Raw genomic sequence first — 21,285 nt, 5'->3', positions numbered from 1 at the left:
TTAGATGTCCACTTCCGCGTCGGCGTCTGCCTCGCTGGCCGTGGCTGCCTTGAGCGCCCCCGGCTGGCTGAGCAACTGCGCGCGAATGGTGCTCTCGATGGTCTCGCGCACCTCGGCATTGTCCTCGAGGAAGCGCGCGGCGTTGGCCTTGCCCTGGCCGATCTTGTTGCCCTGGTAGCTGTACCAGGCACCGGACTTCTCGATCAGACCCTGCTGCACGCCGAGATCGATGATCTCGCCGGTGCGATAGATGCCCTTGCCGTAGAGGATCTGGAACTCGGCCTGGCGGAACGGCGGGGCCATCTTGTTCTTCACCACCTTGACGCGGGTCTCGTTGCCGATCACCTCGTCGCCTTCCTTGACCGAGCCGGTACGGCGGATGTCCAGACGTACAGAGGCGTAGAACTTCAGCGCGTTGCCGCCGGTGGTGGTTTCCGGATTGCCGAACATCACCCCGATCTTCATGCGGATCTGGTTGATGAAGATCACCAGGCAGTTGGCGTTCTTGATGTTGCCGGTGATCTTGCGCAGGGCCTGGGACATCAGGCGGGCCTGAAGGGGAAGCAGTACGGGCATGGGTTCAGATAGATTGGGGCCTACCATCCCGAAACGCTGCACACCCATGGTAATCATAGCCTTCACCCTTGCGGAGGCTCCTGCACCATCTACACTGACTATCTGAACCGATTTCAGGTAGGGATCGATGAGCAGGACGCCGAAAAATTTCTTGGATGATATCAGAGACTGCTGCCCTGACTACATCCTTGCCTACATGACCAAGCATCCTCCCAAGCGGAGAGCCAGTCATATCCGTGATTTCATGCTGCTGGCACACCAACTCGATCCGGAGTGGCACGCGAAGCCAGACATTATTACAGCGGCTTGCCGCAAATACCTCTCCGAGAGACGGGCCCAGATCTCAGAGCGCGGAGAACAGCCAGTCAAGGAGGTAACTGTCATCTCCGACTACGGGGCAGTTCGGCAATACTTAAGAAAGTTACAAAAGACAAAAAAGCTGCCTAGCAATACACTGTTCCCTCCCGCCCCAATTTCATCTGACGTTTTTAGCGAAAAGGAGTGCAATATCCTTGGCTACTTAAACTTAGCTGACGCAGTTCGAGCCCCCTCCCTAGAGGCCGCGCTCAACGATATCGCACGACAAATAGAACAGCACAGAAAAGTCATTTTGGATAAGTGCAAAAAGATTGTGATCGATGGATATCGCGAATTCTCCAAAACGCAAGAAATGATTCAAAAAAGCGACATAGTAGCGATTCGAGAAACAACTGACAATTTAGACCCAAACATAGCCTATTTGAGAACCAAGCAAAATTTAAGCTACTTCTCGCAATCGCACCCAAATGGCTTCATCAACATCGTCGCCTACATCGCCGAAGAGCAAGGCGGTCTTTACACAAGGAAAGCGTTCCCAGGCGCTCATCATGCTTTCACCTGGTCGGTCAGCAAGATCAAGCAGCACCTTGGAATTACAGATAAACTTGCAGTCGCCGCAATGTGCATTATCGTCGACGAACTTGGAATAAACGTCACGGACTTATGCAATTCCAAAGTCCAAAAAACCAAAGATGGTGAGTTCATCGCAATTCGTGAAGATGGTGGCGTAACGATAACAACACTCAAACCCAGAGCCAACGCATTAAAACAACGTTACGCGCCTAGAACCATCGATCCCGCCGATGCCACAGCAAATAACATTGATGCAAACATTGTTCTATGCATGCTGCTCGAAATGAGACAACTCCACGCCAAAACATTGAACTCCAATTATCTATTTGTAATGGACGGCTCAAGCCAAACTCGCACCCGCGAAACCGAAGTATACCGCATGCTTGGCACAAGAAGAAAAAAAGCCTTTAGAGATATCATCAACTCACTGCCTTCTTGGGTGGCCGAAGCCCGACCAACAATGCCTAAAATCAGGGTATCCAAGGGTTTATTGAAGTGGCTTGAAAGCGGTGGAGATACACTTTCGGCGAGCATTTATTTGGGCAATTCGCTTCTTACAGCATTGAGGAACTACATCCCACCTGAAATCCAAGAATTCGTACACAGAAAAAAACTTCGCGACCATCAGAACATAATGCTCTTCGTATCTGATGGCGCATCAGCCGCTGAGGGCGACAACAACGGCAACACACGAGACATTGCCAAAGAACAACTCATTGCGCTGGTAAAAAATCTACAGCGGAATAACCGCATGACGGGCGCCAATGAGGATCACTGCCTAATTTACTTCCTGTGCTCATCCAAAACAATTGAACTTATTGTCTCGTATGCAAAATACGGGAACGATAGAGACCTCATACAAACGTGCAAATCCATCATCACCAAGATCGAGGATGAGGGTAGCAGAAAGATGGTCAAGATGTTGGCTGATGCGACCCCACGAAATATGAGCTTCGAATTCATCGAGGAAGTCCTGAATGAAGAAGTCTAAGATCCAAAAATGGGAATCTATATCTACATCGCCTATTGACCGTCCTGACTGGGTACATCCTCAGTCAACCGCTTTCGAATGGTTCGTTCCCAAGACAGGATTTAAGGTAGATCCTAGCCAGTCACCGACATGCTCGAAATACGTAAAAGTTAACTTCAATTACAAGTTTTGCAACAATAGCAACGCAACAGATTTGATCTGGAATCTGATAACAAAAGATCTAAAATCGTCTGCTATCGCCCTAATCGAAAGTTCCACATCAAAAAGACCAAGCACTCTGGTTGGATTTATACGAACAGCTTTCGAAGTCATCGATCACGCACTAGAGCTGCGAATAGCCTCAAACCGCTCCCCGAAAATACTTACTCTGTCCGACATCACCAAGGGCCACATCAAAAGCTTTTTGGAAGCACATGATTTAGTAGCCATGGGCATTCATGTATCGGCGTTGAATGCAGAACTGGGCTCGACCGTCAGAAACCGCAAAAACATTAGCGATAAAATTGCAATGATGGACATTCCGTCCATTACCAGAAAAGCCTTAATTCAAAAACTAAAAGACCGTGACGCAGCTGCTTCCGAGCGAGAGTTCGATTCCGCATACGAACTTGATGATAACGATCAGGCGCTCAGCATTTCGACAATCCAGAATAAATGTACCGACATTTCGTATCTACACATAACCAAAGAGCACCAAGAATACCAATTTGAAATCGGAAAACATGAAATCACCGACATGCTCAATGACGTATCAAAGGGATTTACCAATAAAAATCAAACCCCTCTGATGCCGACAAACATTGCATTTCACTACATCAGCCACGCCATCAAGTTTCACAGAGACTACGCACCAAGCCTCCGAAAGTACATACAAGACTTGGACACCTATTACACCGCAAACATCCTTTCGAAATACGCCAAATCCACAATAAGATCCAACTCCCACATTTTCAAGCGGCAGGTACTGGAAGCAGTCCCCATGCCTAATGAGCTAAAATCTCTAAACATTAAAACCTACGGCAAGTGTTCATTTTCAAGAGGAAAATATGAGTCACACGCCGATTTACGAGACCACATATCCACAAGGGAACTAATCGACTTCTACGCCATAACAACTCGAATACTGATACACACCTTCACTGCTTGTCGACTACTGAGCGCCTCATTGCTAGACAAGGATTGCCTCACCCTCTCAAAGATGGATGGTCTATGGGATATAAAGTTAAAAATCCCAAAATCCAGCAGCAGCAATGAACTGGAGATCATCAAACGCCCGATACCTAAAGTCATTTGGGACTTCATCTACGACTACATTAGCTTCATGGAAGATCGCCACCCAGGCATGGCCTCAATATGGCCCTCGGATACGCATAAAGATGTGGATCGAGATGAGCGTGTAAACCGTAAGATGCTGGATCAGTATTCGGACTGGATTGCAGTTCCCCTGATTGACCAAAAGCGCTGGTATGCGCGCCCCCATCAGTTCAGGCGCTTTTTCGCGGCCTTCTTTTTCTACCTTAGTGAAGGGACAGACATTGAGCCACTACGCTGGATGATGGGCCACATCGAACCAAGTATAACTCTTTACTACGCTGACATTTCGACGCAAGCTGACTGGGAACGTGAAACGCTTGAGTTCCTCACGGCATTCTTGGAGGGCAATGTAGGCAAAGATGTCTTGGTGGACGATGACCTAGAGGAAGACTTGTCCGAATGTTCTCTCCAGGTAAAATTGGGTGATCATGCGCTACTAGCTGAGCATCTACGAGAGCTATCCAGCCACCGCAACATAAAATTGAAGATCTTGAACGACCAGAAGATATATATCTACGCGAGCAAATAAAATGAGCAGATATTCCAAAGGCGAGACCTCCCAGGCAAAGTTACAAGAAAAGCAGGCGAAGACACAAAGCTTGCTGATTAAAACCATCCTTATAAAGAATGCAGTCAAAGACAACCGGAGCATTCCCTCGCTGGATGCACATCGGAGCAAACGCGGAGTTTCTTTTAAATCTGTGCTTGCCTGGGTTGACCCCAAACTGGACGTCACATCTTGCTCATACAACACTTCACGAGAGCCCTACAATATTGAATACTCCGATCAACTAGCAGCCGCATTAGACTCCTACAACAAACAATCCCAATCACATGCTGACTCACCGCCAAAGCCTCGCTTAACAAAGCGCTCCCAGAGCGAAGAAATTGCGAACCTCAAAGACCAAATCGAGATCTTACAAAATGCATTAGGCGAGGTCTACCGGGCATACATGCAGTTAACGGCCAGAGTAGATGAGCAAACGCGACGGGACCTCAGATATCAGCAGGTGCTTAAAAACCATACCAGAGCACTCAACAGGGCTCATCTGACACTGGTGAAGCCATGATCCATATAGCCAAATCTCCGAATCTTGATTTCCTTTTTAACCATGGCCATCGTGAACCCCAGCCATTACCACTACTATTTGACTCTGCGGGAAATTTTTGCTGGGAGCTGAACAGTTACCTGACAAAGTTTGGCGGCGGCGCCAACAGCTATGGTGCGCGACCGTCCTATAAAACAGTATTCAGTCACGCCGAAACCATAAATGTCTTTCAGACTTTCCTTGAAAACAAGAAAAAAACCCTTCTAGAGGCAGACGACGAAACTCTGTATGACTTTGTCACGCACCTACAGGTCGCCAACCGCGCCAACTCCACCACGATCAAAAGAACTGTAAGACGTATATTGTCCCTCCTAGAATATACACAATCTGAGAATTCGTTCCACCCTCTGATGACATGTGACCAGTCGGCCAATGGCTATCAGATAAACGCCATTGAACACCATTACAGGCGAAACAGGCAAAGGTCTCTTCGGTATTTATCTCACCTCTGCATAGAGGAATTGCAGGATACTCCTGTCGAACCAATCAGCTTTATTCGAAACGTGGAAATTAATGCTTGGCATGAAGCAATTTTCGAGTACAGCCAGAATCAGTTCATTATCGACAGATGGTATGCATTTAGCACCCTTTTGGAGTATACAGGCTCTCGTCTCGAAGAGGTTATTAGCATACCTGCGAGCTCAATCATAAAAGCTTATGAAGAAAACGACTTAGTCAAGGGAGTACCTGTACTTAAAGGAAAATACAAGGGCTTCTTCCGCAAGGTTTTGATACCTCGCACGGAGCTACAAGAAATTTACAAATTCATAATAACAACCAGAAAAGCCCACCCCACATGCAAAATTCACGACAAAATATTTGTCAATGAACGCACAGGCAGACCGCTAGCACGAAAAACATTCAACTCTTACTATCGAAAAGTTATTGAATCATCCAAGCACGCAAATTTACTGAAAGGCACATCACATCACAACTTCCGCCACCGCTACTTCACAATCTTGGTAGCAAGAAACATCAGCAAATTGAGCAAGATGTCTAGAGCGAACATCCTTGATGTGGCGTTATCGGCAGCTCAGAAAGACTCTTTCCATGCCTCTAGAGACACCCTATCGACTTACGTCCACCTCACACAAGACCCTGAAATTCAGAGTATTCTTAAATCGCATGAGAACGAATCGAGGAATGCACCGTCGAAGCTGGCCTCAATCGCAGAGATTGCAGGATCTCTCGGCAAAGGTATGACCCCAGAAGCGGCGCTGGCCGCGATAATCAAGATAATTGAAGCCTGACGAAGGGTATGAGGAAAACGCCATGACGATACCAAGCGAGCGCACCCGCTCGATCATTCATACCCGCGAGTTTCTGGTCGAATTGTCCCGTGACAAGACGCTGCCCGAAGCCGTGCGCACTGAGGCGCATCGCCTGTTGCGTCATTACCCGACCACCGATGAGGTGCTGCTTGCCGGGAAGGTAGAGGAGCAGCGCGAAGATGGACTACCATGGGTTTTCCTGAGCTCCAGGATCGACTAACCCTGTAACTTCGACACTGGAGGAAGGAGGGAAGCTGGATCTTAGCTCAGCATGCTGGAGATGCGGCACAGCTTCTCGACGGTGATGTTCACCTCACCCGCTCGATACGCCCCATGTATCTGTGGTCCATGCTGCAAGCCAACGCGAGTGCATCCTGAGATGGCGCCAGGGCTGGCTCGCTGTCTGCCGGAGTAAGGCAGGATCGATCTCGCGGTATTGAGCCAAGTGCACATGCCCGCCGCCCTGCTGGCTCAATGACTGAGGAGATGGGGGCTGCAAGCGATGCAGAGGCAATGCAGGTGAGCCTTGACAGGCTCTTGAGGCCGCTTCGGCGGGCGTCTACTCACTGAGTGATATTGCCGCTGAGCCAAGCTAGCAGGTCAGCTTTTCGCAGCACTACCGGCAACTGTTGCTGGCTTGCTTTTGAAAGTCGAGCGGCCCCACTACCTTGGCGGCGTGTGGCTGCCCGAAGCCAAGCTTGGCTATTCAGGCTTGCCGCCACCCCTCAACTACTTCAGCGCCGAACTCGGCTTTCCAAGCCTTCAGCTGAGCATGGTTTGCGCTCTTGGTCTCGATGCGTTTGCCGGTAACTGGCTGCACATATACCTTCAGTTGGCGGGGGCGGCGCAGCTTCACAGCAGCCGGCGCGGCCTCTTCAAACTCGACCGGCTGCGGATTGAGGATGTCGACTACTTTCGCCAGATCCATGCCGTAGTCCGCCATCAGCGCCCTCAGGTTGTCTTCAAACTCCATTTCGCGCTGCAGACTGGCGTCAGCCTGAAGCTGCTCTAGCAGGGCCATTTGCTTCTGCAGCTCACGCTCGGCGCGCCGAAATTCGGCCAGTTTGGACATGTCATCTCCTCAGGTTTTGTTACGAAATCAAATCGATTGCTGTCGGCTATTCGCCGTCACGCAGGCCCTCATAGAGGGCGGCCCTGCTGATGCCGAACTCGTGGGTCTGGGCGGGTCTTCGGCTCCCGAGCCTTGGCGCGTCGGAGCAGCTCGGCAATCCTGCCGTCGCTCAGGGCCTTCTTCCGGCCCCGGCAGGCGCCACGTTGCTTGGCCATGTCGATCCCCTCGCGCTGCCGATCGCGGATCTGCGCGCGCTCGAACTCGGCGAAGGCCCTCATCACCGACAACAGCAGGTTGGTAACGATAGAGGTATCAGCGGTAGCAGGGTTCATGTTTAATCTTGATGTATGCCTCTCTGAACGAATTCCCTCATCCAAAGGGGCATTTTGCAACTGTAAAGCATGGCGAGATCGTCGTCGCTCAAGAAAACCTTTAGGTGGGATAGCACCCAATCGTCAGCGCCCCTCCTGCCTATGTAGTGCAGTGCGACCAGTGCTATGCCGGCAGGGCTGCCGGCGCATTGCAGTTTGTCAGGTGCGACATGCCGCAGATGTGCGACAGCGGCGCCTACGCGCACCGTGCGGCTATATCCGCTGGTGTAAAATATCGGGACCATCGGCATCTGGGTACTGAGTCCGAGTCGTCGCACCGCTTCAGCGCCATGCATTTGCACGGTTTCGTTGTTACGCCGGGCGATCAGGCGGACGACCTGCTGCACGCTCGGCCTGACCCGGCCGATATAGCGGTTGAGCTTGGGGCGCATGTAGACGCCGCGCACGATGCGCTCCAGATCACCGCGGGCGCACAGACGCGACAGCGCCCTGCTAATGGTTGCGGGGGAACCCAGATCCGCTAGCAGGGCGCGGCTGAACAATCGCCCCCTGGGCATGCGCTGGATGCGCCGGAAGGCCAAGTCCGTTACGGACGCACCTTCGGTGGGAGGCGCAAAGTGTTCTGTTTTAACCTCAGCCACCCCCTCTCCCCCTTTCTTGAGATCCGAGGTCGGGAGTCGTCGCCATCCGCCCTCGCTGAACAGAACTCTGCCCTACACGAGGGCACCTCGCGGGTAGTTCACCGATTCCATGGTACACACAATGTAATTGCACTGACTTGCCCATCCTAATGCACAGTCATCGAGCAGTGATTTTCATCCCCACTGACCATTCAGTTGCGCTCAGCTCGACCACTACAACCTGGCCTGCTGCTCGACCCCTATAGGTGCATCTGGATGGCGCTGTGTCAGGCAGACCGCTCGCTTTGGACAAGCTCCATGCGAATGCGGGAAAACAGATCGTCGATGGTGAGCGTTTCGTCCTGTAGCAGGTAGCAGTCGGCCAAGATCGTCAGCGGATGAACCCCCATGGCAGATGCAATCTCATGCACCTTCTCGACCGTAGGGCTCTTGAGCCCCCGCTCAAGCGTGCTTAGGTAGGTTCGGCTGCTGACGTTCGAGAAAGCCTCTTGTGGGAGTCCTTTACTCAGCCTCTGCCGCTTCAGGGCGGTACCGAATGCCTGTTTCAGTTCCATTTGCTGCTCTCGCAAAAGGAACGATAAGGCCCCATTGAACACTATAGAGCTACAATCTATAGTGTTCATTTTGTGGGGCGAAGGCCATGTTTGTGACATACCGCCAGGCAGAAATGCCTCTGGGAAGGCTGTTTGGGGACGAGAACTCACTCCATTGGCGCTATGTGGAGCTATCTCTCAGGTGCCCCTGGTTCTACACCACCATCGGGTATGTAGCCGGTGACGAGAGCTTCACCAGGACGTTGCTGATCCCATCCCCGCCAGAGCTTGAGCGGCTGCTCAGCGAGCAGCACGATCGCATGTGGGTTGAAGAAGTGATGCTAGTCAGCCCCGGCTACATGAATGGCAGTGATGACTGGAAAATGGAGCGTCTACAGGAGCTTCGTGTGGATGTTGACGATAGAGATGGGTACTCAAATTACGTCCACGTGATCGAGGGTGGCCATTGCTACATAGAAGGGACATGCTCTGATCTGTCTCGGCTGCGAACTGAGCGCGCTATTTTCTCAGCTGCCGAGGACATACGGACGGCCTGAGCGGTGGGAACCGCGAACAGCGCTCCGCCGTCGCCTCCCCCTGCGGAAACCTCTATTACAGAAGGAATTCGGCCATGCCGATCAACCTACCGATCGAAGACTGGGACGGGGAACCAGCCCTGCGCATCCCCGACGAAGTTCTGCAGCGGCTCGATCTCCAAGTTGGAGACTCGCTGTACTTGGTCGAGGCTTGGGTCGGCGACGGTCCGCGCCTCGTCCTGTCGAAGACGCCCAAGATTCCGGATCGCATCGACGCCCTAGTCGCCCAGTGGGAGCGAGAACTCGCCGAGGAACAGGCGGAGTCGGCGTCACCGGAGTCAGCCAAGGATGAATGAGCTGATTCCAACGACCGAGGATTCCTCGGTCGTTGCCTCGACGAGCCACCACGGGAGCGCCGCTGAGCCAGCTGGAAGACGTAGGCTCAAGGCCCGCCCATGCTGAACGAAGTGATTCCACTGATTCTGCGCGCCGGAAAGCTCATCGCTGCCGAGGCCGCTCGCCCGGGAGGCCCGCGCGGGGAAGAGGACAAGGCCGATATTGACCTCGAAGTCGAGACCCTGCTGCGCGAAGGGCTGCTACGACTGCAGGAGGGTGACTTCTGGGGAGAGGAGACCGGGAGCGCACTGACGGGGGCACGCTATTGCTGGGTGGTGGATCCCAACGATGGCACTTCCGATTTTTTGGCAGGCCGGACGGGCTCCGCCATTTCCGTGGGATTGCTAAGGGACTCCGAGCCAGTACTGGGCGTCGTCTATGCGTCGACTTCTCCGTGCGGGCCAGACTGCATCAGCTGGGAGTCTGGCATGACCGGCCTTTTGCGTAACGGCATTCTAATATCTCCCGACTTGGCCGTACGGCAGCTCGACGCCGGTACGGTGGTCTTCGTAAGCACCGCCGCCAACCAGAAACCGGAGCTGAATGCCGAACTCTGCTCACCGGCGGGCTTCAGCGCAATGCCCAGCATCGCCTACCGCCTCGCCCGAGTGGCCGCCGGCGACGGCATCGCGGGGGTTTCGCTCTATCCCGTATCACCACATGACGTGGTCGCCGGCCATGCCCTACTCAAGGCCGCTGGCGGCGACTTGCTTGACCAAGACGGCCATCCGATTCGTTACGACGACCTGAGCAAACCTCTGTGCCGCAGCTGTTTCGGTGGCAATCTGGCTGCCAGTCAATGCCTGGCCGCACGCCCTTGGCAGCAGCGACTTTCGATCCCGTCCTGAGCGCCCCGTGTTCCCCAAAAATGGGAAAGCGGTCGTGCGTATGCTTTAGCCGGCATCCGCCCGAAGCGGAGGACGGAGTGGCTTTCAAAGCTCCGCCGCCGGCTTCAGGAGTTGGGCTGGTAGCGCAGCTACATTCAAGCTTGAGGGCTGTAATCACTCAGTGACACTTAACATCTCGGGACACAACCCCTTCATGAGGCCGGCATGAAGCACAGAATCAGAACAGATTAATAACGCTTCACAGCCTGCTGAGGTCTCTGCACGGCCAGCCCCAACCGTGGGTGTCACTAGCCTCACAGGCATCAACCCGACCGGTCGAACGCTGACTCCAACGCATCGTTAATGGTGCGCAGGACCTTAATCCGGGCGAAACGCTTGTCGTTGGCCTCGACCAGCGTCCAGGGCGCGATTTCAGTGCTGGTGCGGTCGACCATGTCGCCCACAGCATCGCAGTAAGCGTCCCACTTCTCGCGATTGCGCCAGTCCTCTGCAGTGATCTTGAAGCGTTTGAATGGAGTAGCCTCCCGCTCCCTGAAACGTCGCAACTGAGTTTCCTGGTCAATAGCCAGCCAGAACTTGGCCACCACCACCCCCGCGTTGGTCAACTCCTCCTCGAAATCGTTGATCTCACCGTAGGCACGCAACCAGTCAGCCGGGCTGCAGAGCTCTTCGACGCGCTCCACCAAGACACGCCCATACCAAGAGCGATCAAAGATGGTGAATTTTCCACGCCGCGGGATATGCCGCCAAAAGCGCCAGAGATAGGGTTGGGACAACTCCTCTTCGGTCGGTGAACCGATCGGCACGATACGGTACAGGCGCGGATCCAAGGCTGCGGCTACACGGCGGATAGCCCCGCCCTTGCCAGCTGCGTCATTGCCCTCGAACAGCGTGATCAGCGCGTGCTTGCGCATGCGCTTGTCACGTATCAATTTGGACAGGCGGGCCTGCTCGACGACAAGCTGCTCTTGATATTCCTGCTTGGTCAACGTCCGGCTCAGGTCCAAGGCGTCCAGCAGGGCACGGTTGTCCAAGCTCGATACCAATGGCGCGGCATGATGAGCGTGCACCGTCGGTGTTTTGTGCTCCAGCGCGCATTGCAATCCCTCAAGAAGGATACGAGCGACCGTGATGCTGCGATAGCGCTCGTCCTCCCCCTCAATCACATACCAAGGTGCGTATTCGCGGCTGCTGCGACGTAGTACTCGCTCGCCGTGAAGAACAAATTTGTCGTAAGTCTTCGACTGCTGCCAGTCTAGCGGACCCAGCTGCCAGCTGTGCAAAGGATCGTCCTTCAACGTCTCGAGCCGCTCCTTCATTGACCTCTTTGACAGATGAAACCAGAACTTGAAGATCAATGTGCCCTCTTCGCTGAGCATCCGCTCCAGCCGCTCGGCGCCGGCGATGAACTGGTCGAGCTGGGCCTCGTCGATTTTCTTGTGCACTCGTGCCTGCAGCATCTGGTCGTACCAATTGCCGAAGTAGATTCCAACCTTGCCCTTAGGTGGCAGCTGTCGCCAGTAGCGCCAGGCCTGCGGACGGGTCAGTTCCTCATCGGTCGGCTGATCGAAGGTGCTGACTTCGATGAAGCGCGGATCCATCCATTCGCTGAGCAGCCTGACCGTCTCCTCCTTGCCCGCTCCCTCAATGCCGGCAATCAGTATCAGCACCGGAAAGCGCGCCTGCTGCCCAAGCTCGAACTGGGCCTCCAGAAGCGCTTCGCGAAGCGCCGGCACCTGAGCATCGAACGTGGCCTTGTCTATGGCGTGACCGACTTCAGCGGACTCGAACATGGATTTCCCCTGGATCAGCGATGATTTCAGCGTAACTGATCGACGGCCGTTTGCCGGTGATTTCGGCCCCAGATCCCGCAGCAGGTTGTCCGGCTTAACTCATCGAGAAAGGCCCCGCGGGAGGGACCACCTCACCAGCCCATGAGACTTACAGATTCATCCAATACATCACTTAAAAACATACACACCAACCACTAAAGACAACCCCGATGAACAACCAAACTCAATACAGCGCAGGCCGCCTGGAAAACCAAATAAAATTCACAAAAAATCCCGCGCAAACGATCCAAATACATATAAATACAACATCAAGCCAATGAAAGCCAACCCACCAGAAACGGAATCACCACAAACACCGAAAACAATATTGAAAAACCGCCAAAGAAACACAAGCCAACAAAAGCTTACGCCACCGTAATCTCTCCGTCAGAATCAAAAAAGTCCAGCCTTGTTGCCTACCACCAAACAAGCCTGCTATATATGAAGAATAATTTCAGCTTGCTGGGAGATCACGACAATGCGAAAACTATTGAGCCTGCTGCTCATTACGTTGGTCCTTAGCATCTCCGGCTGCGGCTACAACACCTTGCAGTCGACAGACGAACAAACCAAGTCAAGTTGGTCCGAGGTGTTGAACCAGTACCAGCGCCGTACCGACCTGGTGCCCAACCTAGTCAACACGGTCAAGGGCTATGCTGCCCACGAGAAGGAGGTGCTGGAGCAGGTAACGGCCGCCCGCTCCCGGGTCGGCGGCATCCAGGCTACGCCGGAGCTGGTCAATGATCCGCAGGCCTTCGCCCGCTTCCAAGAGGCCCAGGCCCAGTTGTCTGGCGCTCTGTCGAGGCTACTAGTGGTGTCTGAGAACTACCCGCAGCTGAAGGCGGATGCCGCCTTTCGCGACTTGCAGGCTCAACTGGAAGGCACTGAAAACCGCATCACCGTGGCACGCAACCGCTATATCCAGGCGGTGCAGGAGTACAACGTCACGGTACGCAGCTTTCCCTCCAACCTGACTGCGATGGTGTTCGGCTACAAGATCAAGCCTAACTTCAGCGTTGAGAACGAACGGGCCATTGCCACACCCCCACAGGTGAATTTCGGGAACTCTCCGGATAAACCGCAAAGCGGCGCGCCGCAGCCGAGCAACTGATGAGTACGCTCATTGCAGCGAGAGCCGGGCTGCTGGCACTGCTCCTCGGTTGGTGCCTGGCGGCCGAGGCCCAACCAGTAGCGATGCCGCCCTTGACGGCCCGGGTCACTGATCTGACAGCGTCACTCTCGGCCGAGCAGGTAGCCCGCCTGGAAGGCAAGCTGCAACGCTTCGAGGTAGCAAAAGGCAGCCAGCTGGCCGTGCTAATTGTCCCTAGCACCGGAGAGGAATCGATAGAACAGTATTCCCTGCGGGTAGTCGAGCAGTGGCGGCTGGGGCGCCAGAAGATCGACGATGGTGCACTGCTGATCGTTGCGAAAAATGATCGGACCCTGCGCATTGAAGTGGGCTATGGTCTGGAGGGCGTTCTCAACGATGCCACAGCCAAGCGCATTATCAGCGAGACCATCGTGCCACGCTTCCGCCAAGGCGACTTCTATGACGGCATCGAGGCTGGCGTAGACCAGATGATCGCCATTATAGATGGCGAACCACTACCGCCCCCCAAACGTGGAGCGAATGGGGCTCAGGATGAGCTCTCGAAATCGATTCCCTTGATTGTGATGCTGGTCTTTGTGGTGGGCGGGGTGCTGCGAAAACTGCTGGGGCGTTTACCAGCAGCGTCGGTAACTGGCGCCGGAGTGGCGCTGCTGACCTGGTTACTGATCGACGCCACCCCGGTTGCACTTGGCGCAGGACTGATGGCGTTCGTATTTATTCTTCTCGGTGGAGGCGGCAGGCATGGTGGCTGGTACAGCGGCGGCCGGCCCGGTGGACGCCGCCGTGGCGGCTTCGGTGGTGGTGGAGGCGGATTCGGCGGGGGAGGCGCATCGGGACGATGGTGAAGAACAACTACAGGCGCGTGGTTCGCCACCTGACAATGTCACCCCGGCAGCTCAAGCGTGCCTTCCCCCCACAGACGCTGAACGCGATTCAGGCGGAGATTGCGGCGAGCGAGTGCACCCATGCCGGGCAGATCCGCTTTGCTGTGGAAGGGGCATTGCAAGCAGTCGAACTATGGCGCGGACAATCGCCGCGTGAGCGAGCGCTCGAGGTTTTCTCACTGCTACGGGCGTGGGATACCGAGCACAACAACGGCGTGCTGATTTACCTGCTGTTGGCCGATCGCGACGTCGAGATCGTGGCCGACCGTGGCATTCATGCCCAAGTCGGGGCCAGTGCATGGGAGGAGATCTGTTTAGCCATGGAGCAAGCCTTCAGGCTGGGGCGCTTTGAGGAGGGAGCACTGGAAGGGATTCGTGCCGTAACCAGGCTCATGGCACAGCATTTCCCGGCAACCGCCGGAGGGCGCAATGAGCTGCCCGATCAACCGGTTTTGCTGTGACCGCCAAAAGTCCGTTCCGTTAATTCACTTATGAACCATGCAACTTCCAGGTCGAACTTCTTCCAGCCAAACACGACTGGAGCAGCGTTCATTTCGTCAATGCCTCTGCAGATGCGCGCCTTGACCAGAGCAACTCGAGCGGTGCATGAGGCCTTCGCCCACTGGCCTTGCATCGCTCGCATTTCAATACGGCGACTGTACCCTGTACGGGTTGATACAGCAGATCGTGCTCGGTCACGGCGGGCGTGCTCAAGGAGACATCGTGTCTGGTCTCAGAAGACTGTTCCAGATCATCTCCACCATCGGCGGTTACCTGTTCTGGTGGCTGCTGGTGCACCTTCACTTGCGGCACCAGGCAATCACGCCCGCACAGCATTTGCGCGGTACGCTCGAGCAGTTGGGCACTGCGTTCGTCAAGCTCGGTCAAGGATTGAGCCTGCACCGCGATCTGCTGCCTGAGGAGTACATCCAGGAGCTGCAATGCCTGCAGGATCGGGTCGCGCCGTTTGCCAACGATGTCGCGGTTCGCGAAGTGGAGAGCGCCCTGGGCCGGCCCATCGCCGAGCTGTTTGCCGAGTTCGAGCCGCAACCCTTGGCGGCAGCCTCGATTGCGCAAGTGCACAAGGCGCGGATGTGTGACGGTCGCCGGGTGGTCGTGAAGATCCGGCGACCCGACATCAAGGCCGAGATTGATCGAGACATGCGCTTGCTGCGGGGCGTGATGCGCATGCTGCTCATGCTTTCGCCGTGGCTGCGACGCTATGAGCCACTCACGATCATCGACGAGATATGGGCCAACCTGCGCAAGGAAACGGACTTTCGCAAGGAGGCACACCAGATCAAGCATTTCGTCGAAGCCTTCCAGGACTCGGACACCGTTTACGTGCCGGCGCTGATCGACGATCTCTACTGCGAGTCGGTCCTGGTGCAGGAGATGAGCAGCGGGCGGCGCGTGGATGATCCTTCGATCGGGGAGGACGGCCCGCGCTTGGCGCAGGTGTTCGTGGAGGCCTATCTCCAGCAGATATTCGCCATGGGCGTGTTTCATGGCGATCCGCATCCGGGCAACTTGTTTGTCAGGGCGGACGGTCGACTCTGTTTCCACGACTTCGGCATCGTCGGGGTACTGAGTCCGCACATGCGGCGCCATCTCGCGGCATTCCTGCTGGCGTTCGTGCATCAGGACGGCGGATGGCTGCTCGACGCTGCCGTGGAGTTGGGGTTGCTGGAGGGGGAGCTGAAACGCGACGAGTTCCGCCACGGATTGCAGGAAATCATCGAAGAATATGCCGGGTTGCCGCTCAAGGACTGGTCGCTCGCCGAAGTGTTCTTGCGCGTCGCGCGTCTTGGGGAGGGGCACCATATGCGCCTTCCGCACAACTTGTTGGTGCTGATGCGGGCGATGGCGCTGATGGAAAATGTCGTGCGCAGCCTCGACCCGGAGTTCAAGCTGCTGGCAGGCCTACTCGCCAAGGCCGAAGCGGTGCTCGAAGCCAACACCGGCGTCGGCGCCGAAACTGGGTGGCAGCGATTGCGTTTCGAAATGGCCTCTGGGGCGCAAGAACTGCCGGCCGAGCTCGGCGCCCTGATCCATCGCCTGCGCGCCAATAGCCTTGAAATTCGCTTGCAGCATCATGGAATGGAGCGTCTGGTGGGCCATATCGACCGCGCAAGTAACCGTATGGCCTTGGCACTCGTGACGCTGGGCCTCTATATCGCCGCCTCGCTGCTGATGCTGAACTCCATCGGGCAGCGGCTCGGGGACATACCGATGCTCGCGGCTGCCGGCTATGCGCTGGCGTTATGGTTCACCGTGCGCCTGGCGCGGGGCATTTCCCGTTCAGGAAGTCTATGATGAAACAATGCGTGAAATACCAATAGCCAGAAGGGGCCTCCATGGTGAGCGTCTGGGCATCGTGATCAACGGCACGCTGCAATACACCGGAGGACTCGACGAGATAGCCCTGCGTGAATAGCTTGAAAAATTGTCCGGGAAATGATGGGTTGCGAGCAACACCGCGGATTCCACGCCATCCGCCCCCCCAGTCCACGCTCATCCGGCCGGGCACATAGGCGCTTCGGCTAGACCTCCGTTACACCACTTCCCGGGACACGCCCCCTCAAGCGGATGTCGAGCCTGCTGGAACTGGACTGAGCCAGGTCACCGATTGCGAATTTCTGCCAGCCATGCAGGAAGCCCTGTAAGCACTAAACCCGACGCTCGGAGGCCAGGAGCGGTGCTCGCCGCTGCCGGGCTCAGTCCAGACGTGAGTTAATAGAGCTGCCACGAAGGGGCTCAAAATGCCGGTATCTCGCCACGTATCAGGCGCTCGGAGATGCGCTCAATGCCTGACAGGTGCACATCCACGAGACTACGTGTCTCCTGGCGCATGCGTTCGTTCAGCCTGCCCCTACACCCCAGCTCGATAGCCACCAACGCCGGCTGATCGACTGGCTGGCCGATGCGCGACAATAATTGCACTGTGGCTTCATCCACGCCCTCGACCTCGGCGACGATGGCACGTGCTATTTCCCATGCGAGCGCGTTGTACAGCTTGCCGACATGGGAAACCGGGTTCTTCCCTGCTACGGCTTCAAGTGACATGCTGCGGCAGGGCGTGATCAGGCCGTTCATGCGGTTGCCGCGCCCGACCTGGCCGTCGTCGCCCTGCTCCGCGCTCAATCCGGATACGGTCAGGTAAATCCCCTCCACACCGCTCGCGTTCGGATCGTCGAGCGTATTGATGGCGAGATGACAGGGGCTCACCAGGGTCGCGCGTAGATGCTCGGCAATCGCGTGCTTGATCGCAAAATAGTCTGCCGCATGACGAATCTCCCGATCGATGAGCGCCAACGCGACGGTGAACGTCATCCTGTCGCCAACCCGCGCGCCCATGACCTTGTAGTCGTCGCCCGCTGCCGGAAATCGCGCTTGAAACTCGGCCGAGTGCAATAGCGTCCCCAGTTGCAGCGCCTGTTTCTCGAGGGGCGAGTATGGTGCGAAGCCGATTCCGAAGGAGGTATCGTTGGCCAGGGCGTGGGACATCCCGCGTGCGAATGCCTGCTGCAGGTTGGGGCTGCCGGTGCGTACCGCACATTCGATTTCGAACAATGCCGGATTGCAGCGCAGGTTTTCGGATAAATAGCGGTATGCAGCGCCCCTCACCAATTCAGCCAGCCCGGCGTCCGGCAGGGGACTGGCTCGACCGCACAGGATCAGGCGCATCGGCGTCAGCACCTGTCCACCGCCAAAGCGCGGCAGGCTCTCGCCACCGATCAACAAGGCCTTGTCGACGTTGTAATGCTGGATGCGTCCGTAGGCTTGCAGGTACGCGCGGTTGAGTGCCAGCGACACGGCCTCCGCGACACCATCGCACAGGCTGTCCGGATGACCGATGCCCTTGTGCTCGCACATCTCGGCTTCGCTCATCCGGTGCAAGTGTTTGTAGGTGGTAATGACGAACCGGGTCACGTCGCCCATGTACCCTCCCGCGTCACCTCGATTGGTGGATGCCCTAACGCAGGCGGCCGTAGCCGCCCGCGCAGCCGTGCTTGCTCAACACGATTTGCCACAATTGGTTCTTGCGCGCCCGGAACGAACCGGCGCAGGTCAACAGGTAGTAACGCCACATGCGGAAAAAGCGCTGGTCGTAGTGCCCAGCCAACTCTGGCCAGCGGCATTCGAAGTTGGAGTACCAAGCCATCAGCGTTTTGTCGTAATCGGCACCGAAGTTGTGCCAGTCCTCCATCACGAAACGTGTTTCGATGGCCAGGCCAATTTGCGCAATCGAAGGCAGCATGCCGTTCGGGAAGATGTATTGGCCGATCCAGGGATCGGTCGTATGCACCGAGGTGTTGCTGCCGATGGTATGCAGCAGGAACAAACCGTCGTCGCGCAGCAGACGGTGCGCGGTCGCCATGTAAATGCGGTAATTCTTTACGCCGACATGTTCGAACATCCCCAGCGATACGAGGTGATCGAAGCAGCCGTCCACGTCGCGGTAATCCTGGAGGCGAATTTCCACCGGGAGTTCGCGACAGCGTTCGGCAGCGTAACGCGCCTGATCCCGGGAAATGGTGATACCGACTACCTGAGCGCCGTAGCGGGAAGCGGCATACTCGGCGAAACTGCCCCAGCCGCAGCCGATGTCAAGCACGCGGTCCCCCGCCTTTAGGCCGAGTTTCCGGCACACCAGTTCCAGTTTCCTTTCCTGCGCCTCCTCCAAGCTAGCCGCGCCCTGCCAGTAGCCACAGGTGTAGGTCATGCGGCGATCCAGCATGCGTGCGAACAGCTCATAGCCGAGGTCGTAGTGTCGCTCACCAACGATCCAGGCACGGCAACGCGACTGGAGGTTCAGCAGTTGCGCCCGCCATTCGTACCAGCGCTCGAGTAAACTGCCGGTGAGCCGGTGATCGGCACCCGCGCGCAACAGACGCGCGACGCACTCGTCCAGTTGCTCGCAGTCCCACCATTCGTCCATGTAGGCTTCGCCGAGACCGAGGCTGCCCTGTCGGCGCAGGCGTCCGAACAGCCTCGAATCGTGTACCCGTAAGTCCCACGGTCGACTGCCGTCGAGGTGGACTCCGGCGGCATCGAGCACAGCTTGCAGGCCTCTGACCTTGTGTTTCTCGTAAATTCGAGTCATGCCCATCCGCGCGCTCCTGATCAATCCAGAACGAACTCGTCGAGCATTTCCGGAACCATGACGTTCCACCCCAGGCGCTCTTCCAGGTAACGGCGCTGGCTGTCAGCAGCCAATGCCTCGCCATGAGTTAGAAAAACCTGCCGCGGTGGTTGCTCAAAATGGCTTAGCCAATCACCAATTTCGCTAAAATCGGCATGCCCGGAGAGACTGGAGATCTCTTCAACCTGGCAGTTGATAGGCACATATTCGCCATAGATCTTTAGTGTGCGCATACCATTCATCAATGCATGGCCGCGCGTACCCTCAGCCTGATAGCCTGCTATCAGCAAGGTGTTGCGATGGTTGCCACCCAAGGCCTTGAGGTGGTGCAGAATTCGCCCACCGGTAAGCATGCCGGCGCCGGCAATAATCACCTTCGGATATGAGTCTGCACTGAGCGCCTCCGAATCCTGCCTGGTATGGACATAGGTCACGCCTTCGCACATGGCATGACACTCTGCGTCGCTTAGCTGATGCTGGGCCCGGAAGTGACAGAACACACGTGACACATTGATAGCCATGGGGCTATCCAGGTAAAACGGCACATCCGGAATACGCCCTACTGCTCGCAACTGCGTCAGCAGATGCATGAGAGTCTGCGCGCGCCCGACGGCGAAAGCCGGCAACATGACCGTCCCGCCTCTGCTGACCGTTGTGTTGACGATCTTCGCTAGCTGCTCGGCTACGTCGACGACCGTATGGCGTCGGTCACCATAGGTGGACTCGAGAACAAGGTAGTCCGCATGCCTGACCGGCAACGGGGGCTTCATCACCGGATCATTCGGCCGGCCCAGATCGCCACTAAAGGACAATGTGCGAGTGCCATTGTCAATATGCACGCATGCGGCACCGAGAATGTGCCCGGCTGGAGTGAAATGCACGCGCAATCCTCCAATCTCGAAGGCATCATGGAAATCACGTGCATCGAACGCCTTCAGCGCCCGCTCTGCCTGCTGAGCCGTATATAACGGCTCGGCCGGATTATGTTTGCTGTAGCCGTAACGATTGGCACGCAGAGCGTCCTCCTCCTGCAGCTTGCCGCTGTCCGGCAACAAGATTTCTGCCAGGGCGCGTGTCGCTGGCGTGCAATAAACCGGCCCGCTGAATCCTTCTTGAATGAGTCGAGGCAGGTAGCCGCTGTGATCAAGATGAGCGTGCGTCAACACGACAGCGTCGATCTCGGCCGGAGCGATTGGAAAGGGCTTCCAGTTACGCTGACGCAGAGCTTTCACTCCCTGGAAGAGACCGCAGTCGACCAGCACTCGTGTATCCCCCTCCGTGACAAGATACCGAGAGCCGGTCACCGTGCCGGTGGCGCCAAGAAACTGTAGTTTCACGACCTTCGCTCCTGAGATTGATCTTGCTGCGAAGTTTCGCCACCTGATTTTTCTTCTTGCCCGTGCTTGTGCGCCTGCTGTTGCTTATCGCTTGTACTGGTGTGCCGATGGCCGCCACAACCACCGTGCGCACCATGCCCTTCGCGCCGTCCACCCTCATGTCCTTCATGCCCTCCATGACCATGACCGCCATGCATGAACAGGTGCATCAAGGGACAGGCCAACAACAACAAAAATGGGAGGTAGGGTATGGCGTGGGCCCGATGCTCGGTGAACAGGAAATAGCCGGCGATGGCAAGAAATCCAAGAAAGAACCAATTGGCACGGCCTGCGTTGCTAAATCGACTGTCGTGTCTGGGCATGGTATGCGCTCCCTGGCGATTAGCGGGATGGGTGACGATAGGGCAAGGCTACTTCCACATCGGATGGCCCTCCCTCATTGCGACGGATGCGCAAATGAATGAC

Annotated in this window: 19 protein-coding genes and 2 pseudogenes; 11 read left to right on the top strand and 10 right to left on the bottom strand. The window is 56.1% G+C overall.

What is annotated here, in order from left to right; all coding sequences use genetic code 11:
* Positions 1–558 (bottom strand): annotated as a pseudogene (locus tag RA210_RS15375) (recombinase RecA); the annotation flags it as partial.
* Positions 559–703: 145 nt separating this feature from the next.
* On the opposite strand from RA210_RS15375, the gene RA210_RS15370 reads away from it, so the two are divergent.
* The 5 genes from RA210_RS15370 to RA210_RS15350 are packed head-to-tail and all read left to right on the top strand — an operon-like array spanning position 704 to position 6,372.
* Positions 704–2,458, top strand: coding sequence for a hypothetical protein (locus tag RA210_RS15370; RefSeq protein ID WP_201487183.1), 1,755 nt, complete (start codon positions 704–706; stop codon positions 2,456–2,458).
* The gene (locus tag RA210_RS15365; RefSeq protein ID WP_201487180.1) at positions 2,445–4,301 is read left to right on the top strand and encodes a hypothetical protein; all 1,857 of its coding nucleotides are present in this window, start codon (positions 2,445–2,447) and stop codon (positions 4,299–4,301) included. Before RA210_RS15370 ends, RA210_RS15365 begins: the two co-directional genes overlap by 14 nt.
* A gap of 1 nt (position 4,302) precedes the next feature.
* Entirely contained in the window at positions 4,303–4,842 is a 540-nt protein-coding gene (locus tag RA210_RS15360) for a hypothetical protein (RefSeq protein ID WP_201487178.1), read from the top strand.
* A complete protein-coding gene (locus tag RA210_RS15355; protein ID WP_201487176.1) occupies positions 4,839–6,131 on the top strand; it encodes a site-specific integrase in 1,293 nt (430 codons plus the stop codon). Before RA210_RS15360 ends, RA210_RS15355 begins: the two co-directional genes overlap by 4 nt.
* A gap of 22 nt (positions 6,132–6,153) precedes the next feature.
* Positions 6,154–6,372 carry a BPSL0761 family protein gene (locus RA210_RS15350; RefSeq protein WP_201487174.1) on the top strand — a complete coding sequence of 73 codons (219 nt, stop codon included), beginning with the start codon at positions 6,154–6,156 and terminating at the stop codon, positions 6,370–6,372.
* A 486-nt stretch (positions 6,373–6,858) separates the two neighbouring features.
* Here the strand turns inward: RA210_RS15350 and RA210_RS15345 are convergent, their stop codons facing one another.
* The 4 genes and pseudogenes from RA210_RS15345 to RA210_RS15330 form a co-directional block, all read right to left on the bottom strand.
* Positions 6,859–7,224, bottom strand: coding sequence for a histone-like nucleoid-structuring protein, MvaT/MvaU family (locus tag RA210_RS15345; RefSeq protein ID WP_201487172.1), 366 nt, complete (start codon positions 7,222–7,224; stop codon positions 6,859–6,861).
* A gap of 46 nt (positions 7,225–7,270) precedes the next feature.
* Positions 7,271–7,544, bottom strand: a pseudogene (locus RA210_RS15340) (recombinase family protein); the annotation flags it as partial.
* A gap of 14 nt (positions 7,545–7,558) precedes the next feature.
* Positions 7,559–8,113 carry a DUF6088 family protein gene (locus RA210_RS15335; RefSeq protein WP_201487201.1) on the bottom strand — a complete coding sequence of 185 codons (555 nt, stop codon included), beginning with the start codon at positions 8,111–8,113 and terminating at the stop codon, positions 7,559–7,561.
* Between the two features lie 350 nt (positions 8,114–8,463).
* Complete coding sequence (locus tag RA210_RS15330) at positions 8,464–8,751, bottom strand: helix-turn-helix domain-containing protein (protein ID WP_144000622.1); 288 nt, start codon at positions 8,749–8,751, stop codon at positions 8,464–8,466.
* A 610-nt stretch (positions 8,752–9,361) separates the two neighbouring features.
* On the opposite strand from RA210_RS15330, the gene RA210_RS15325 reads away from it, so the two are divergent.
* Positions 9,362–9,622 (top strand): AbrB/MazE/SpoVT family DNA-binding domain-containing protein, encoded by a 261-nt coding sequence (locus tag RA210_RS15325; protein WP_201487170.1) that lies wholly within the window; start codon positions 9,362–9,364, stop codon positions 9,620–9,622.
* A gap of 99 nt (positions 9,623–9,721) precedes the next feature.
* Positions 9,722–10,510, top strand: a complete 789-nt coding sequence (locus RA210_RS15320) for an inositol monophosphatase family protein (protein WP_201487168.1) — start codon at positions 9,722–9,724, stop codon at positions 10,508–10,510.
* A gap of 302 nt (positions 10,511–10,812) precedes the next feature.
* Here the strand turns inward: RA210_RS15320 and pap are convergent, their stop codons facing one another.
* The gene (gene pap, locus RA210_RS15315; protein ID WP_201487166.1) at positions 10,813–12,303 is read right to left on the bottom strand and encodes a polyphosphate:AMP phosphotransferase; all 1,491 of its coding nucleotides are present in this window, start codon (positions 12,301–12,303) and stop codon (positions 10,813–10,815) included.
* 517 nt (positions 12,304–12,820) lie between these two features.
* Here pap and RA210_RS15310 point away from each other — a divergent pair.
* The 4 genes from RA210_RS15310 to RA210_RS15295 all read left to right on the top strand — a co-directional run bounded on the left by RA210_RS15310 (position 12,821) and on the right by RA210_RS15295 (position 16,653).
* Positions 12,821–13,453 carry a LemA family protein gene (locus RA210_RS15310; RefSeq protein WP_090352023.1) on the top strand — a complete coding sequence of 211 codons (633 nt, stop codon included), beginning with the start codon at positions 12,821–12,823 and terminating at the stop codon, positions 13,451–13,453.
* Positions 13,453–14,298, top strand: a complete 846-nt coding sequence (locus tag RA210_RS21845; protein ID WP_236574769.1) for a TPM domain-containing protein — start codon at positions 13,453–13,455, stop codon at positions 14,296–14,298. Before RA210_RS15310 ends, RA210_RS21845 begins: the two co-directional genes overlap by 1 nt.
* On the top strand, positions 14,292–14,798 hold the full coding sequence (locus RA210_RS15300; RefSeq protein ID WP_201487164.1) for a TPM domain-containing protein: 507 nt from the start codon (positions 14,292–14,294) through the stop codon (positions 14,796–14,798). The genes RA210_RS21845 and RA210_RS15300 overlap by 7 nt, the downstream gene beginning before the upstream one ends.
* Positions 14,799–14,943: 145 nt before the next feature.
* On the top strand, positions 14,944–16,653 hold the full coding sequence (locus RA210_RS15295; RefSeq protein ID WP_201487162.1) for an ABC1 kinase family protein: 1,710 nt from the start codon (positions 14,944–14,946) through the stop codon (positions 16,651–16,653).
* A 441-nt stretch (positions 16,654–17,094) separates the two neighbouring features.
* Here the strand turns inward: RA210_RS15295 and RA210_RS15290 are convergent, their stop codons facing one another.
* The 4 genes from RA210_RS15290 to RA210_RS22230 are packed head-to-tail and all read right to left on the bottom strand — an operon-like array spanning position 17,095 to position 21,182.
* Positions 17,095–18,279, bottom strand: coding sequence for a methionine adenosyltransferase (locus tag RA210_RS15290; RefSeq protein WP_201487160.1), 1,185 nt, complete (start codon positions 18,277–18,279; stop codon positions 17,095–17,097).
* Positions 18,280–18,313: 34 nt separating this feature from the next.
* Positions 18,314–19,450 carry a cyclopropane fatty acyl phospholipid synthase gene (cfa, locus tag RA210_RS15285; RefSeq protein WP_231975662.1) on the bottom strand — a complete coding sequence of 379 codons (1,137 nt, stop codon included), beginning with the start codon at positions 19,448–19,450 and terminating at the stop codon, positions 18,314–18,316.
* A 14-nt stretch (positions 19,451–19,464) separates the two neighbouring features.
* Positions 19,465–20,820: an MBL fold metallo-hydrolase RNA specificity domain-containing protein gene (locus RA210_RS15280; RefSeq protein WP_090352015.1), complete on the bottom strand. Its 1,356-nt coding sequence runs from the start codon at positions 20,818–20,820 to the stop codon at positions 19,465–19,467.
* Positions 20,817–21,182 (bottom strand): DUF2933 domain-containing protein, encoded by a 366-nt coding sequence (locus RA210_RS22230; RefSeq protein WP_090352013.1) that lies wholly within the window; start codon positions 21,180–21,182, stop codon positions 20,817–20,819. The genes RA210_RS15280 and RA210_RS22230 overlap by 4 nt, the downstream gene beginning before the upstream one ends.
* Between the last annotated feature and the right edge of the window lie 103 nt (positions 21,183–21,285).

It is taken from the genome of Pseudomonas sp. OF001 (assembly GCF_904426495.1).
Lineage (GTDB): Bacteria > Pseudomonadota > Gammaproteobacteria > Pseudomonadales > Pseudomonadaceae > Geopseudomonas.
This window is presented reverse-complemented; position numbering and strand designations above follow the sequence as displayed.